The sequence below is a fragment of the uncultured Salinicola sp. genome, from assembly GCF_937921195.1.
In the GTDB taxonomy this organism is placed as follows: Bacteria; Pseudomonadota; Gammaproteobacteria; order Pseudomonadales; family Halomonadaceae; genus Salinicola.
The window spans coordinates 1-16094 of record NZ_CALFQK010000122.1 but is presented as its reverse complement, the minus strand read 5'-3'; the positions used below and the strand labels follow the sequence as shown (position 1 = coordinate 16094).

13 protein-coding genes are annotated in these 16094 nt (G+C 62.7%); 7 read left to right on the top strand and 6 right to left on the bottom strand.

All coding sequences use genetic code 11. The annotated features are described in order from the left end of the window. The coding region (locus tag Q0602_RS13495) for a LacI family DNA-binding transcriptional regulator (RefSeq protein ID WP_298844188.1) at positions 1–549 on the bottom strand (549 nt) is incomplete at its 3' end. A gap of 289 nt (positions 550–838) precedes the next feature. Here Q0602_RS13495 and Q0602_RS13490 point away from each other — a divergent pair. The 5 genes from Q0602_RS13490 to Q0602_RS13470 all read left to right on the top strand — a co-directional run bounded on the left by Q0602_RS13490 (position 839) and on the right by Q0602_RS13470 (position 6921). Beyond that, positions 839–1825 carry a substrate-binding domain-containing protein gene (locus tag Q0602_RS13490; RefSeq protein ID WP_298844185.1) on the top strand — a complete coding sequence of 329 codons (987 nt, stop codon included), beginning with the start codon at positions 839–841 and terminating at the stop codon, positions 1823–1825. A gap of 72 nt (positions 1826–1897) precedes the next feature. Then, complete coding sequence (locus Q0602_RS13485; protein ID WP_298844182.1) at positions 1898–3388, top strand: sugar ABC transporter ATP-binding protein; 1491 nt, start codon at positions 1898–1900, stop codon at positions 3386–3388. Next, entirely contained in the window at positions 3381–4373 is a 993-nt protein-coding gene (locus tag Q0602_RS13480; RefSeq protein ID WP_298844179.1) for an ABC transporter permease, read from the top strand. Before Q0602_RS13485 ends, Q0602_RS13480 begins: the two co-directional genes overlap by 8 nt. Then, positions 4370–5353, top strand: a complete 984-nt coding sequence (locus Q0602_RS13475; RefSeq protein WP_298844176.1) for an ABC transporter permease — start codon at positions 4370–4372, stop codon at positions 5351–5353. The genes Q0602_RS13480 and Q0602_RS13475 overlap by 4 nt, the downstream gene beginning before the upstream one ends. An 11-nt stretch (positions 5354–5364) precedes the next feature. Continuing rightward, positions 5365–6921 carry an FGGY-family carbohydrate kinase gene (locus Q0602_RS13470; RefSeq protein ID WP_298844173.1) on the top strand — a complete coding sequence of 519 codons (1557 nt, stop codon included), beginning with the start codon at positions 5365–5367 and terminating at the stop codon, positions 6919–6921. A 36-nt stretch (positions 6922–6957) separates the two neighbouring features. On the opposite strand, the gene Q0602_RS13465 is transcribed toward Q0602_RS13470, so the two are convergent. Then, positions 6958–7548, bottom strand: coding sequence for a DNA-3-methyladenine glycosylase I (locus Q0602_RS13465; RefSeq protein WP_298844170.1), 591 nt, complete (start codon positions 7546–7548; stop codon positions 6958–6960). Between the two features lie 310 nt (positions 7549–7858). Here Q0602_RS13465 and Q0602_RS13460 point away from each other — a divergent pair, with 310 nt between their 5' ends. Further along, on the top strand, positions 7859–8185 hold the full coding sequence (locus Q0602_RS13460) for a hypothetical protein (RefSeq protein WP_298844167.1): 327 nt from the start codon (positions 7859–7861) through the stop codon (positions 8183–8185). Between the two features lie 221 nt (positions 8186–8406). Here the strand turns inward: Q0602_RS13460 and fdhA are convergent, their stop codons facing one another. Then, a complete protein-coding gene (gene fdhA, locus Q0602_RS13455; RefSeq protein WP_298844165.1) occupies positions 8407–9600 on the bottom strand; it encodes a formaldehyde dehydrogenase, glutathione-independent in 1194 nt (397 codons plus the stop codon). A 253-nt stretch (positions 9601–9853) separates the two neighbouring features. Beyond that, positions 9854–10960, bottom strand: a complete 1107-nt coding sequence (locus Q0602_RS13450; protein WP_295038370.1) for a hybrid-cluster NAD(P)-dependent oxidoreductase — start codon at positions 10958–10960, stop codon at positions 9854–9856. Positions 10961–11392: 432 nt separating this feature from the next. Between Q0602_RS13450 and Q0602_RS13445 the strand changes: the two genes are divergently transcribed. Next, entirely contained in the window at positions 11393–12682 is a 1290-nt protein-coding gene (locus Q0602_RS13445; protein WP_298844162.1) for an aromatic ring-hydroxylating dioxygenase subunit alpha, read from the top strand. Between the two features lie 110 nt (positions 12683–12792). Here Q0602_RS13445 and Q0602_RS13440 read toward each other — a convergent pair whose 3' ends face one another. Further along, the gene (locus Q0602_RS13440; protein ID WP_298844158.1) at positions 12793–15012 is read right to left on the bottom strand and encodes a TonB-dependent siderophore receptor; all 2220 of its coding nucleotides are present in this window, start codon (positions 15010–15012) and stop codon (positions 12793–12795) included. A gap of 199 nt (positions 15013–15211) precedes the next feature. Further along, on the bottom strand, positions 15212–16094 hold an 883-nt coding region (locus tag Q0602_RS13435), incomplete at its 5' end, for a TonB-dependent siderophore receptor (protein ID WP_298844155.1).

Here is a 16094-nt window from a genome sequence, read left to right as displayed (position 1 = left end):
GAGCCGGTCGAGCAGCGCATCCGTCAGCCGGCGCGCACCCTCGCGATTGGCGGAGATGACCGACGGCGCGGTCGTGCCCGGCAGGTCGAGGTTGAGGCTGGCGATCCCCGCGGCACTGCACATCTCGGCAATGGCATCCGGGTTCGTCGCCCCGGTGCAGATCAGGTGTTCGACGCGATAGGCCAACATCATCCTGGCCGCCTCGCGCTCCTGGTCCGGGTCGCGGTTGGTGCAGGAAACGATGGTGAAGATGCCACGCCGGCGAGCCTCGGCCTCGAATATCTGGGCGATCGAACTGAAGTAGCGGTTGTCGTAGAGCGGCAGAATCATGCCGAGGATACCGGACCGATCGCGCCGCAACGCCCGCGCCTGCATGTTGGTCGAGTATCCTTCCCGCTCGGCCAGATCGAGGATTCGCCGAGCCAGCTTGCGGCTGATCCGACGGCGCTGCCACGTGCCGTTCAGGACGGCACTGACGGTACTCGGCGAGGATTTCGCCAGCTTGGCGAGATCGTAGATGGTCAGCTTTCTGGATGGCTCGCTCGACACTTGGCCCCTCCCCTTCGTTAGATCAAAAGTAGCATTGACCCGATCGATGCAGAAACCAATAGTTGCACAACCGATTGCGCATTCATAACTGACTTTGGTCAGAAGCGCTGAAAGGGTGTTTACGAGTTCGACCAGGGAAAGCCAGAGCGGGGCCGAGATGACACCGTCCGAAAAAGGACCTGGCTCGCGTACGAGGTCGATCTCAACGCTGTCTCGCCTAGCGCAGGCATTGTGTAAACACCCGCTGAGCCGGCTGCGCTGTCGGACCACCAACGACGGGGAACCGATCATGAAACGCAACTTGTATCTCGCCGCGACCGTTGTCGCGGGCGTCATCGGCAGTGCCGGCATGGCGCAGGCTCAAGACAAACCCACCATCGCGGTCGTGGCCAAGGTCGGCGGGATACCCTGGTTCAACGCCATGGAGCAAGGCATCGAAGAGATGGGCGACGAACTCGGCGTCGATGCCTACATGGTCGGCCCGACCAGCGCCGACCCCGCGCTGCAGGTGCGTGCGGTGGAGGATCTCATCGCTCGCGGCGTGGATGTCATCGGCGTGGTGCCCAATGATCGCGAGGTGCTGGAGCCGGTGCTCAAGAAGGCCCGCGACCAGGGCATCATCGTCCTCACCCATGAAAGCCCCGACTCCGAGAACATCGACTACGACTTCGAGATGATCTCCGCCCAGCAGTTGGGTGAAGAGCACGCCAAGCTGCTGGCCGACACCACGGGCTGCGAAGGCTCCTACGCCGTCTACGTCGGCGGACTCAACGTGCCGGCCCACAACGCCTGGGCCGATGCCGCCGTTCAATGGCTCGACGCGAACTGCCCGGACATGAAGCAGGCCGCCGATCGCTTCGGTGTCGCCGAGAGCGTCGACGACAGCCGCAATACCACCCTGGATCTGATCCGCGCCCATCCGGACCTGGCCGGTATCATGTCCTTCGGCAGCCAGGGCACCATCGGTGCGGCACGAGCCGTCAAGGAGCGGGGTCTGGCCGGGGACATCAAGGTCATGGGCCTGTTCTCCCCCGGACAGGGGCGCCGCCTGGTCCACGAGGGCGTCATTACCGGCGGTTTCCAGTGGAGCCCGCTGGAGGCCGGCAAGGCTTTCGTCGCACTCGGCGACAGACTCTACGACGGTGGCGAGATCGCCGATGGCGACGACCTGCCGGTACTGGGCAAGGTACGCCTCGACGGTCATACCCTGTTCGCCTCCAAGCCACTGGAGCTGAACGAGGAGACGGTCGATCAACTGGCCGAACTCGGCCTTTGAAGCGCTTCGACCGTCATCGCCGCGCGATACCCGCGCGGCCTTCCTTCATCTTGCCTTCCGGGAGAGACAGCGATGGATGACATCGCACTACGGGCCGAGGGTGTCAGCAAGGTGTTCGGCCAGAGCCGGGTACTCGATGACGTCTCCTTCGAGCTTCGTCGTGGCGAGGTGCTCTGCCTCGCCGGCGAGAACGGCTGCGGCAAGAGCACGTTGATCAAGATACTCAACGGCGTCTACACACCGGAAGCGGGGGCGACCTTCTCGTTCGGCAATGCCACCGCCGTGAGCCGTATCACCCCTCACGACGCCCGCGCGCTCGGGATCCACGTCATCTGGCAGGATCTGGCCCTGTTCCCGCACCTGAGCGTTGCCGAGAACATCGTCTTCGACGATTACGTGGCCAGCCCCTGGCGCCCGCTCTCTCGGCGTGCCGCCCGCCGCGCGGCGCGTGAGGTGATCGAGCGCCTCGGAGTTCCCCTCGACCCCGACACTCGGGTCGAAGATCTCTCCATCGCAAGGCGCCAACTGGTGGCGATCTGCCGGGTGCTGCGCGCCGGCGCACGCATCGTGTTCATGGACGAGCCCACGGCCTCGCTCACGCGCAACGAAGTGCAGACCCTGCTGGAGATCACCCGCTCGCTCTCGGCGCAGGGCATCTCGATCGTCTTCGTCAGTCACCGGCTGTCGGAGGTGCTGGCAGTCTGCCAGCGGGTGACCGTGCTGCGTAACGGCGCCCTGGTCGGTACCTACTCGACCGAGGGCATGACCCAGACCCGGCTATCGCAATTGATGACCGGCCACGAGCTGGCACTCACGCCGCGTGAGCCCAACGGTGCCGTTGAGCCGGTGCTCGAGCTGCGCAATCTGAGCCGTACCGGCGAGTTCGAGAACGTCTCGCTGACGCTGCACCGCGGCGAGATACTGGGGCTCACCGGACTGCTGGGCGCGGGACGCACCGAGCTCGCCCATGTGCTGTTCGGCATGACGCGCCCCACCGGCGGAGAGCTGCTCAAGAACGGCAAGCCGCTGACACTGCGCTCCAACCGGGACGCGATCCGCCACGGCATCGCCTATGTCTCCGAGGACCGCCTGAACCTGGGGCTGGTCCAGAATCAGTCGATCATCATGAACACCGCCGTGACGGTACTGGACGAACTGGAGAAGCCAAGGGGCTTCCTCTCCCCGCGACGTCTTCGCGAGCTGACCACCGAGTGGATCCAGCGTCTCGGCACCAAGGTCAACGACGCCGAACTCGCGGTCTCCTCTCTCTCCGGTGGCAACCAGCAGCGGATCGTGCTGGCCAAGTGGCTGGCGACCAAGCCCGACGTACTGATTCTCGACTGCCCCACGGTGGGCGTCGACGTCGGCGCCAAGGCGGGCATCTTCGACATCATTCGGACCCTCGCCGACCAGGGCATGTCGATCATTCTCATCTCGGACGAGGCCAGCGAAATCTGGATGAATTCGGACCGCGTCGTGGTCCTCAAGGCGGGCCGGATCAGCCGCGAACTCACGCCGACCACCACTACCGAGGCATCCCTCGAGGAGATCATCAATGCCTAGACTGCACCTCGGCACCGAGGGGGTGCTGGCCGCGATCATCGTCGTGCTGTGCATCGTTCTCGGGCTGACCACGGATACCTTCCTGACCACGCAGAACCTGTTCGACCTGCTCAACAACCAGTCCGTGAACATGATCTTCGCCGTCGGGCTGGTGGTGGTGCTGATCGCCGGCGGCATCGACATCTCGTTCGCGGTGGCGGCGTCGGTGGTGCAGTACGTGGTCATGACGCTACTGATCGATCACATGGGCGGCGGCAACTGGCTGATCGGCATCCTCCTGTCGATGGCCGTGGGGAGCCTGCTCGGCCTGGTCAATGCCTTCCTGATCCACCGTTTTCGCATCGTCTCGATCATCGTCACCATCGGCACCTTCAACCTCTACTTCGGGCTGCTGATGGTCTTCACCGGCGGCGTCTCGATCTACGACATCCCGGACTGGCTCTACTATTCGGTTCCCCTGATCGATCTGCCCGCCGCACGCGGCAGCGCGACGCTCTATCTCCCTGTCGCGGTGATGGCCGCGATGAGCCTGGCCACTGGCTTCATTCTTACCCGGACCGGATTCGGCCGCGCCATCTACGGCTTCGGCTCGAGCCCGGAGGCGGCCCGGCGCTCAGGGGTGCGGGTGGGACTGATTCACGCCTTCGCCTACGGCTGGCTGGGTCTCTGCGCCGGTGTCGCCGGCCTGATGCAGGCCCACATCGTGCAGGAGGTGGTTCCCAACGCGCTGATCGGCCAGGAGCTACCGATTCTCGCAGCCGTGGTTCTCGGCGGCGCGACGCTCGGCGGCGGGCGCGGCTCGGTGACCGGGGCGCTGCTCGGCGTGCTGCTGCTGGCCGTGGTGCAGAACGGGCTCAACCTGCTCGGCGTGACCCCCTACGCCTTCCGCATGATCGTCGGTTTCATCATTCTCGTCGCGATCACCTGCAGCAATCTCGACAAGCTGCTGCCGCGTCGCGCGATTCCCAAGGAGGCACGCCCATGAGCGCCGTATCCGCCCCCCGCCGGGCCTTTCGTCCCGGCGCCGAGTCGCTCGAAATCGGCATCATGGCGCTGCTACTGGTCGTCAGCTTCGCGTTCTTCGCCTTGATGGCGCCCGGGTTCTTGAGCGCGGTCAATGTGCGCTCGATGGCCGTGCAGCTCCCGGAACTCGGCCTGCTCTCGCTGGCCATGCTGGTGCCGATCATCTCCGGCGGTCTCAATCTGGCGGTGACCTTCACCGCCAACATCGCAGGGCTGACCACCGCCTGGCTGGTGCAGAACGCGCTCGGCGATGCTGGCGTGATCGGCATCGTCGCGGGTATCGGCGCCGGGCTCGCCGTCGGCAGTGCAGCCGGCTTGCTGATCGGCGTCATCGTGGCAAGGGTCGGCGCTCACCCGATCCTGGTCTCGCTGGGGGCGATGATCTTCCTCCAGGGGCTGGGGGAATTCCTGACCCGGGGCGGCGGCATCTCCGGCATGCCGGCAGGCTTTCAGTGGCTCGGCAGCGGCAGCTTGATCGGCATCCCCGTCCCGATGCTGATCTTTTTGCTCTCCGCCGGCGGGCTCGCCTACTTCATGCAGTTCACCCGTACCGGATTCTCGATCCACATGATCGGCTCCAACCTGCGTGCCACCGAGTACTCGGGTATCAATGTGCGCCGTGTGTTGATCGTGCTCTACACCCTCTCCGGGCTGCTGGCGGCGATCGCTGGCATGGTGATGCTGGCACGCTTCAACTCGGTACGCGTGGGCCATGGCGAAAGCTATCTGCTGATCACGGTTCTGGCCTGCTTCCTCGCCGGCGCCAATCCATTCGGCGGCTTCGGGCGCGTGCTGCCGCTGGTACTGGGCCTGATGAGCCTCCAGGTGATCGCCTCGGGCATGAATCTGATGGGCGCCAGCCAGCACCTCGCCACCGCCGTGTGGGGCGCATTCCTGATCGTCGTCATGACACTGCGGATGCCCTTTCTCAAACGCTCTTGAACAGGCCAACCATGACCGAGACACACTATTCACTGGGCGTCGACATCGGCACCGGCAGCGCCCGCGTCGGGGTCTTCGATGATCGCGGCGAGCTGCTGGGCGAGGCGAAGGCACCGATCGCCATGCATCGCCCCCAAGAGCATCACGTCGAGCAGAGCACCCGCGATATCTGGCGAGCCATCTGCGACGCCACCCGCCGCGCCGTCGACACGGCGGGTATCGAGCCGGCCCGGGTCAAGAGCCTGTCAGTGAGCGCGACCTGCTCGCTGGTGCTGCTCGACCGCCAGCATCAGCCGCTGGCACTGTCGACCGGCGACGAGGGCTGGAACATCATCGTCTGGATGGATCACCGGGCCACGGCGGAAGCCGAACTCTGTACCGCCACCGGCGCTGCCCCGCTGGCCAATCTCGGCGGCGTGATGTCGCCGGAGATGCAGATGCCCAAGCTGATGTGGCTCAAGCGCAATCGACCAGCGTTGTACAACAGCATCGGCTACGCCGGTGACCTCGGCGACTGGCTGGGCTACCACTGCACCGGTATCGATCGCCGCTCGGTCTGCACCCTGGCCTGCAAGTGGACCTTCGACCCACGGCCGAACCGCGGCTGGGACCGGGACTTCCTCGCCCAGGTCGACATGGCGGATGTGCTCGAGCGCGCCGCACTACCCGATCGCGCCGCCGCCGTGGGCGAACCTTTGGGGCCGCTGAGCGAGACCGCCGCGGCCGAACTCGGACTCACCACCGATTGCCTTTTCGCCGTCGGCATGATCGACGCCTACGCCGGCGCCATGGGCACGCTGGGGCGCAGCCTCGACGCGCACTCGGCGCGTCGGCTGGCGGTGATTGCCGGCACCTCGACCTGTCATATCGGTGCCCAACCGGAGCGTCGTGAAGTTCCCGGCGTGTGGGGCCCCTACCCGGGTGCACTGTGCGACGGATTCATCGCCAACGAAGGTGGCCAGAGCCTGACCGGCGCGTTGCTGGACCATATCGTCGCCCTGTTCAGCGCGGGTAGCGACTTCGGCGACGATCCCCACGGCGCGCTTTCGGCACTGCTGCTGGAGCGGCTGGCAGCAGGCGATCCGGCCCCGGACCTGCACGTTCGCCCGGACTTCATCGGCAATCGTTCGCCGCTGGCAGACCCCGAGATCCGCGGCGCCATCGTCGGCCTCACGCTGGAGTCGCCCAGAGAGACTTTCATCAAGGTGTACTGGGCCGCGGCGACGGCGCTGGTCTACGGGACGCGCGCCATCATCGAGCGCATGAACGCCAACGGCTATGCCATCGACACGCTCCATCTCAGCGGTGGCCACAATCGTTCCCCGCTGCTGCGCAAGCTCTATGCCGACGGCACCGGCTGTCGGGTGGTGCTGTCGGAAGCGCCGGAGCCCGTGCTGCTGGGCGCCGCGGTAGCCGCCATGGCATCTCGGCGGGACGGGGATCTACTGGCCGTCGCTCGTGAACTTGCGCCCAGCGAGGGTGTGCTCGAGCCAGACCCGACGACAAGGGAGCTCCACGAGAGACGCTATACCGCGTTTCGCGATCTGTTCGGTGGACGCCTGGACTGAGCGCGAGACGAGGTGCCCGCGCCAGGCGTGCGGTGATCAGCCCATCGCCGCCACCGGCTTGCGGCGATGGCAGGTCTCGGCGTGGTCGTTGACCATGCCCACTGCCTGCATCCAGGCGTAGACGATGACCGGGCCGACGAACTTGAAGCCGCGCTTCTTGAGCGCCTTGGAGATATCGACAGAGAGCGGTGTCTGGGTGGGAACCGAACCGTCGCTGCCGATAGAGTCCTGGATCGGCCGCCCACCGACCATGCCCCACAGGAACTCGGAGAAATCTTCGCCGCTGTCACGCATGGCGAGATAGGCACGCGCGTTGCCGATCGTCGCCTCGATCTTGGATCGCGAGCGGATGATGCCGGCGTTGCCCATCAGCCGTTCGACATCGTGCTCGTCGTATCGGGCGATCCGCTCGGGATCGAAAGCTTCGAACGCTTCGCGAAAGGCGTCGCGCTTCTTGAGAATGGTGAGCCAGGAGAGCCCCGCCTGGAAGCCGTCCAGGATCAGCTTTTCCCACAGTGCGCGGCTGTCGTACTCCGGCACGCCCCACTCCTCGTCGTGGTACTCGGCATTCAACGGGTGACTTCGTGCCCAGGCGCAGCGCGGCAGGTCGGGATTTGGCTCGGTCATGCTCGGGTCTCGTCGATGGAGGGCAGTGGTTCAATTGTGACATCCCCGCGCGAGGGATTTAAGTTGCTCCGAGTCAGAGTCAGCGGTTACGGGAATCACGCCCTCGCACAGAGGCCACGTACCGATATTGACGCTCAACACACCATCGACAAGGCCTGAAAGGGTTCATTTCAAGCATTGCGTCGAAAAATACACTGAAAAAACGATCTATCACGCTTTCGTGATGAATCACCGTTTCTCTCACGGGTAACTTCATCATCAGTTGGATCAGACGACCAACGTCAACCGATGACAATGGAGTTGCCTTATCATGAAAATTCAAATCCTCTCCGCACTTGCACTGGCCTTCGTACTGCCACTTTCCGCTCAGGCCAATAGCGCCATGGCAGAGGCCGCCTTCGAGAAAAATCGCGAGATGCTGAGCGCACCCACGAGTGACGCTGACGCGTCGACAGGGGCAGGCCACAATGCCAGCGTGACCGTCAGTGGCCACAGCGACGCGGCCAATAATGCTCTCCAGCAGGTAGCCGAGAGCACGCACCGAATCACGATGGTCATGTCCGGTACCGGCACGCTTTCCGCCAACGGCCAGAGCGCAGCCGCCAGCTCGGCTCTCACGGCCGTCAACGGAGGTTGAACAGGGATCCGGATTGGGGCGCGAGGAAATCGATAGTTCTCGACCGAGATCGAACCGTGATGTCCGGATATTTCGCTCGAGTCATTGCAATCATCATCATCAAGAACACCCGATAGTGGGCTTTTTTCACATCAATGGGCCACGAATTCCATAGGGAACCGTGGCCCATGACTCTTTTACTCGGGTGCTCGAAGCTGAAGTAAGTAGCACCCTGTTTTCCGTTATTGAAGTACGCCGTGCGGATCGATCACGAATTTCTTGGCCGCGCCGCCATCGAAGTCGGCGTATCCCTGCGGTGCCTCATCCAGCGAGATGGTCTGCACGTTCACCGCCTTGCCGATCTGGACCCTGTCGTGAAGGATCGCCTGCATCAACTGACGCTGATAGCGCATGGCCGGCGTCTGACCGGTGTGGAACGACATCGCCTTGGCCCAGCCGAGGCCGAACTTCATCGAGATATTGCCGTGCTTGGCGTCTTCGCTCTCGGCGCCCGGATCTTCGGTGACGTAGAGCCCCGGGATGCCGACCCGGCCGCCGGCCTGGGTGATCTCCATGGTGGCGTTGAGCACCGTCGCCGGCTGCTCGTGAGAATGGTTGTGACCATGGCAGTTGGCTTCGAAGCCCACCGCATCGACCGCGGCATCCACCTCCGGCACGCCCAGCACCGACTCGATCAATTCCGACATGCTGGCGTCCTGCTTGAGGTCGAGACCGACGCAGCCGAAGCTGCGCGCCTGATCGAGGCGCTTGTCGTTCATGTCGCCGACGATCACGCAGGCCGCGCCGAGCAGCTGGGCGGAGACGGCAGCGGCCAGCCCCACCGGACCCGCACCAGCGATATAGACCGTCGATCCCGGCTGGACACCGGCGGTCACGCAGCCGTGGAAGCCGGTGGGGAAGATGTCCGAAAGCATGGTCAGATCGAGGATCTTCTCCATCGCCTGCTCCTTGTCGGGAAAGACGAGCAGCTGGAAATCGGCGTAGGGCACCATCACGTACTCGGCCTGACCGCCGACCCAGCCGCCCATATCGACATAGCCATAGGCGCCACCGGCGCGATCACCGTTGACGTGCAGGCAAATATGGGTATCGCCGCGCTTGCAGTTGCGGCAGCGGCCGCAGGCGACGTTGAACGGCACCGAGACGATGTCGCCCTTCTTGATGAACTCGACGTCGCGACCGCACTCGATCACCTCACCGGTGATCTCGTGGCCGAGCACCAGCCCTTCCGGCGCCGTGGTTCGGCCACGCACCATGTGCTGGTCGCTGCCGCAGATATTGGTGGTCAGAATCTTGAGGATGACGCCGTGATGGCACTGGCGGCTGCCGAGCGCCAGCTCAGGGAAAGGGATGCTCTCGACGGCGACCTTGCCGGCGCCGCGAAAGACGACGCCTCGATTGGCGGATGAAGACATGGTGTGAACTCCTGGGTCTGGTCTCGGAATGCCTTGCGTCGTGCCGCTCTGGCGACGACATCGAAAGAAGGCGCGAGACCAGACTAGGAGTTACCTCGATGGTGAAACGGTCTCGTCACGCCACCGAATGACGCTGCGACGACAGCCGCCAGGTCCAAAGGTCTAACGCTTGCAGCTCTTTGCTCTTTGCTCTTTGCTCTTTGCTCGTAGCTCGTAGCTCGTAGCTCGTAGCTCGTAGCTCGTAGCTCGTAGCTCAGAAATCGATGACGACTTTCCCCCGCGGCTTCGAGCAGCATGACAGGATGAAACCCTCGGCTTCGTCCTCCTCGGTGATGCCGCCGTTGTGCTCCATCTCGACCTCGCCCTCGAGCTTCATCACACGACAGGTACCGCAGATCCCCATCCCGCAGGCCTTGGGAATATGCAGCCCCAGCTTGGCCGCCGCCGAGTGAATGGTGTCGTTCTCGCTGACCCGGATACTCTTGCCACTGCCGGTGAACTCGACCGGCATCAGCGTCGCCGTGTCGACCTCCTCGGCGTCGGCTTCAGCCTGCTCGGCCAGTTCCAGCACGTCCTCCTGAACGCTCAACGGCGTCGCGCCGAAGGACTCCTGGTGGTAGCTGGACATGTCGAAGCCATCTTCCTGCAGCACCTGGCGCACCGCCTTCATGAATGGCGCCGGCCCACAGCAGAACACTTCCCGCTCGAGATAGTCGGGCGCCATCAGCGTCAGCATCTGCCGCGTCAGATAGCCCCGAAAACCGGACCAGGCCTGGCTGAGCTCGTCGCTGCGCTCGCATACGATATGCAGACGGAACTCCGGCAGGCGCGAGAACATGTGCACCAGTTCACGGTGGTAGATGATGTCGTTGGGCGCCTGAGCGCAGTGGATGAACTCCAGGTCGACGGCGGCATTGGTATCGAAGAACCAGCGCGTCATCGACATCAACGGCGTGATCCCGACACCGCCTGACAGCATCAGCACTTTCTCCGCCGGGTGATCGATGACGTTGAAATCGCCGACCGGCCCGTGAACCACCATCGGGTCACCGATCTTGAGATTGTCGTGCAACCAGTTGGAGACCTGCCCCCCCGGCAGCCGCTTGACGGTGATCGAGAAGCTGTAAGGAATCGAGGGGGAGCTGGAAATCGTGTAGGAACGCATCACCGGCTGACCGGCTATCTCTAGCTCCAGCGTGACGAACTGCCCCGGCTTGAAGAAGAACATCACCGGCTGGTCGGCCATGAAACAGAACGTCCGCACGTTCCAGGTTTCCTGAATGACCTTGACGCACCGCACCTGATGTCGGCCGTTGGTCCAGGTTTGCGTATTGACCGGATTGAAGAATTGCATCGTCACCGCACTCGATCGGGGAAATGGCCAGGGCGAGAACGCCAATCCGCACAGCCGCTTCCGGTGAATTACCATCCTCAGCGGATTCTGCGCACGCCGACGCGGACCGACTTGCCTATCAACGACACGGGCATGCCAACCACCCCCAGGTGCTGCCAAAACCTCGATGCCGATACGAAAATTGACTCCCCGTGACACCCGCGCAGCTTCCTGGGCGCCAGGGTATCGACAGGTGACTTCCCGGTGAGCATTTGTGCTTGGCGGTCGGCCTGGCATCGACGAGTGTCGCGGCTGGACAACTTCCAAGCTATCGCCTGAGCGACACTCCGCCGAACGGATCGAATTGCTACCGACTAGCCACGCGCCGCCACACCCAGGTCGATCCCGCCAATGGGCTCGGGAAAGACCCACACTCTATTGTTTGATGAGGATGCGACCATGTCACCACTTCCACGCGACAGCCTGGATGACGCTCTCAGCGCGACCCGCAAGGCCGTGGCGGATATGCTGGATCAGCGTGACCCGACCTATTCGCTGCCCCAGCCCTTCTACAACGACCCGCGGCTGTTCCAGGTAGACATGGAGGAGATCTTCGAGAAGCAGTGGCTGTTCGCCGGCATGAGCTGCGAGATCCCCGCCAAGGGCAACTACTTCAAGCTCGAAGTGGGCAGCAACTCGATCATCGTTCTGCGCGGTGCCGAAAACAAGATTCACGCCTTTCACAACGTCTGTCGCCACCGCGGCTCGCGCCTGTGTCTCAAGGACAAGGGCAAGGTGGCCAAGCTGGTCTGCCCCTACCATCAGTGGACCTACGAACTCGACGGCCGGCTGCTGTTCGCCGGCAGCGACATGGGTACCGAGTTCGACATGAGCGCCTATGGCCTCAAACCCGTAGCGGTGAAGAGCGCCGGAGGCTTCGTGTTCATCAACCTGAGCAAGGACCCTGAGCCGATCGACGACTTCCTGGTCTCGCTGGAGCACTATCTCTCGCCCCACGAGATGGACAACGTCAAGGTCGCGGTGGAGTCCAACATCGTCGAGCGCTGCAACTGGAAGCTGGTGATCGAGAACAATCGCGAGTGCTACCACTGCAACGGCGCCCATCCCGAACTGCTCAACTCGCTGATCGAATTCGACGATACCGATGACCCCCGCTCCACTGGCGAGTACCGCGATCTGGTCGCCCGCAAGCAGGCCGACTGGACCACCTGTGAGGTACCGTGGCAGCTGGCCCGATTCGGCAAGCGCAACCGTCTCACCCGCACCCCGCTGATCGACGGCATCGTCTCGATGACCATGGACGGCAAGCCAGGCTGCAACAAGCTGATGGGCCATATACCCAACGCGGACATGGGCTCGCTGCGCATCCTCCACCTGCCCAACTCCTGGAACCACTTCATGGGCGACCATGCCGTGGTCTTCCGCGTGCTGCCGCTGGGTCCGCAGGAGACGCTGGTCACCACCAAGTGGCTGGTGCACAAGGATGCCGTCGAAGGGACCGACTACGACCCCGAACGGCTGCGCCAGGTGTGGGACGCCACCAACGATCAGGACCGCCGCCTGGCCGAGGAGAACCAGCTCGGCATCAATTCCCGCGCCTATCAGCCCGGCCCCTACTCGCAGACCTACGAGTTCGGCGTCATCGATTTCGTCAACTGGTACAGTGAGACACTGCGGGCCAATCTCGACGTCGAGACATCGCCTCAGCTGCAGGTCGCCTCGCAGTAACGCTGCACGGCTTCAGCGGCAAGCGATCCACGCTTTACCGGTCATCCACCCAGCAAAAAGGCGCTTCCCGAAGGAGGCGCCTTTTTGCTGGTTGCCAGGAGATTCGCGAACTAGAACTCCACCGTTGCCGAAAGCTTGAAGGTCCGCGGCTCTCCCTGAACCAGCGTCTGGGAACCGGTCGTCGCGGCAGACGCCCAGTAATCCTCGTCGGTGACGTTGTCGACGCCAGCCCTCCAGATCAGGCTGGCCTCGTTGAGGGGCATGGTGTAGCGGAAGCCGAGATCGAGACGATTCCAGGGATCGACCTCGAGGTTATTGGCCTCATCGACGTACTGCGAGCCGGTGCGGATGAACCGGCCGGTCGCCGTGAGCCGGTCCATGTGGGGGATATCCCACTCACCGCCCAGCACATAACGATAGGTCGGCACACCAGGCGCGTCGTTGCCATCGTTCTCACCATTGGTGGTATTACGGAGTTCCGGATCCATGAAGGTGGCACTCGCCAACACGCGCACGCCTTCCAACGGCACTCCATAGCCACTCAACTCGATGCCGCGGTTGCGTTGCTCGCCGTTGTAACCGGCAGTGTTGTCCTCAATGCTGACCTGCGGCTGCTCGATCTGGAACAGGCTGATGCCACCGCCGATATTGCCGTAATCGAACTTGGCACCGACTTCATCCTGCTTGGAGCGCACGATACCCAGTATTTCATTGGCATTCGTCAGGCTGGGATAATTGCTCTGGCTGGGCGCCGTTTCCCCCTGCTGCAACGCTTCGATGTGATTGGCGTAGAGCGAAATGCTGTCCGTCGCCTTGTAGACGATGCCGTAGATAGGCGTGACGCGGGATTCCGTGAAACGACTGTCGCGAACGCCAGTGTTGCCGTTGTAGTTGTTGACTTCGATTTCCTGATAGCGACCGCCAAGCGTCAGCAACACACGATCATCGAAGACTCCCAACGTATCGGACAAGGACACGCCGTTATTGTAGGTGCGCCCCGTTGTCGTCGGGTCACCAAGATCGCCGCTAGGGAAGTTGGGCTCACGAATGGGAACATCGACCGGATCATAGATATTGGTCGGTGCGCCGGTAAAGATGCCATCGAAGGCGACATCCTTGCGGGAGTAGACGCTGGAGTACCCCAGATTAACCTGATGGGAGACCGGTCCGGTGTCCAACTGCCCGCGCAAACCGACTTGGCTGGCGAAGGTCTCCGACTGATAAGCCGTATCGAGCTGGGAAACCGTGGCATCTCCATCTTCATTGATCACGCTAGGTGAGCCCGCCAGGCTCCGCTCGTGGGTACGATTCCCCCCGATCGCCGCATAGCCTGTCCAGGCGTCACTGAAATCGTACTCACCCCGCAGCATGGCGAAGTTGGTTTCCAGGCTCGCGTGATTCCAGCTCGGCGTGTAGTTGCTGTCGGCACCCGGCACCGACGGAACGGCGTCACCGGTGTAATTGGCCAGGTTCGCATTCAGGCGGCCGCCATCGATGACGGATTTCTGGTGACCGACGTCCAGCGATGCCCGAGCACGATCGCCTCGGTAATCCAGCCCTATGATCGCGGACGTATTCTTGCGGCTTTCGTCATCGATCGCCATATCGCCACGGCCGCGATTGATACTGGCCCGAATCCCATATTCATTCTGATCGCCGAAGCGCCGACCCACGTCGAGTTCGGTCTCGCCGTAGCTATCCGACTGATATCCCGTGGAAATTCGGGTGATCGGCTCGTCGGTCGCCCGCTTTGGCTCGATGTTGACCGCGCCGCCAACGCCAGTGCCGCCGGCCGGCACGCCATTGGCGAACGCACTGGCACCTTTGAACAGTTCGACCCGCCCCATCATGCTGGTGTTGATCAGCTGGCGTGGCAGTACGCCGTATAGCCCACCGTAGGAAATATCGTCACCGTACAGGTCGAAGCCGCGGACCTTGAATGACTCCGAGTAGTTGCCGAACCCCTTGCCGACCATCACCGAGGCATCGTTTTGCAGCACGTCACCCAGCGTGTCGGCCTGCTGGTTCTCGATCAGTTCGCTGGTGTAACTGATGACGTTGAACGGCACATTCATCGTGTCCTGCTCGCCGAGAACCCCGATCCGTCCCCCGGCAGCGACCTGCCCGCCCGCAAAAACCGGCGGCGGCGTATCACCACTGGTCGTGATCGCCTGGCTGGTGACGGTGACCGTATCGAGGGACTGACTATCGCCAGGATTGCCTTGGGCCCAGCTCGTGGTGACGACAGGTGGCGCGCTTATGGTCACCGTAACAAAAGCCAACCTGCCGAAGAGACGTCTGTTCTCGGGAGACGCGATACCTGAGTTCATTAGCCTTGGACCTATCGATATGGGCGGGCGGAGTAAAAAGCGGGCCCATTCTATAGCGTCCCGAGATCAATATGAATAGAAACGAGAATCATTATTGAATTACGCATAACGCCAGATGTCGCAAGCCAGGCGTCATCCAACAAAAAGCCCGGCATTGGCCGGGCTTCTGTTCATGGCAGAGGTTCAGTGCAGAAATTGTCTACCAACGGTATTTCAGACTGCCGATGACGCTACGAGATTCGCCGTAGTAACACCAGTAGTCACAACCGCTGACGTACTCTTTATCCGTCAGATTGGTGACGTTGACCTGAGCGGTCCAGTGCGAATCGATGTCGTAGCTCGCCATCGCGTCATAAACGGTATAGGCCTCCACTTGGGTGTCGCTGTACTGAGGCGAGTCCACGCTGGTACCGATGTAACGCGCCCCGGCACCCAGGCCCAGTCCATCCAGCGCACCTCGATCGAAGTCGTAATCCAGCCACAGCGATGCCTGATGACGCGGTATCAGCCCGGCTCGAAGTTCCTTCTGAGTATCGCTGACATCCACCGTCACATCGGTGTAGGTGTAAGCCGCCGTGACCTGAAGGTTGTCGGTCACGTAACCCACCCCTTCCAGCTCGAACCCGCGCGAATGACGCTCCCCACCCTGGTTACTTGAGGAGCCGCCGCTGGGATAGAGCGTGTCACTCTCCTTCAGGTCGAAAACAGCTGCAGTGACATAACCATCCAGCCAATCGGGTGCGTACTTGAGCCCCAGCTCCCACTGTTTACCCTCGCTAGGCTGATAGGCATCACCATTCAGATCGTTGCCTATGTTGGGCGTGAATGACTCGCTATAACTCAGGTATGGCGAGAGACCGTAATCGCCCAGATACATGACGCCGCCGGTGTAGGACATCTGCGTATCGTCGTAGCTCTGATCCTCGCCCCCCTCCTGCTTGTTGGTGACGTCGACGCTATCGTGCCGCGCCCCGGCGAGCAGGACCCAGCGATCGTAGAGACGAAGTTGATCCTGAACGTAGACACCAATCTGCTCCTTGCCCTGATCGTAGTATGTCGGATCGCCGGGTTGGCCAATGCCG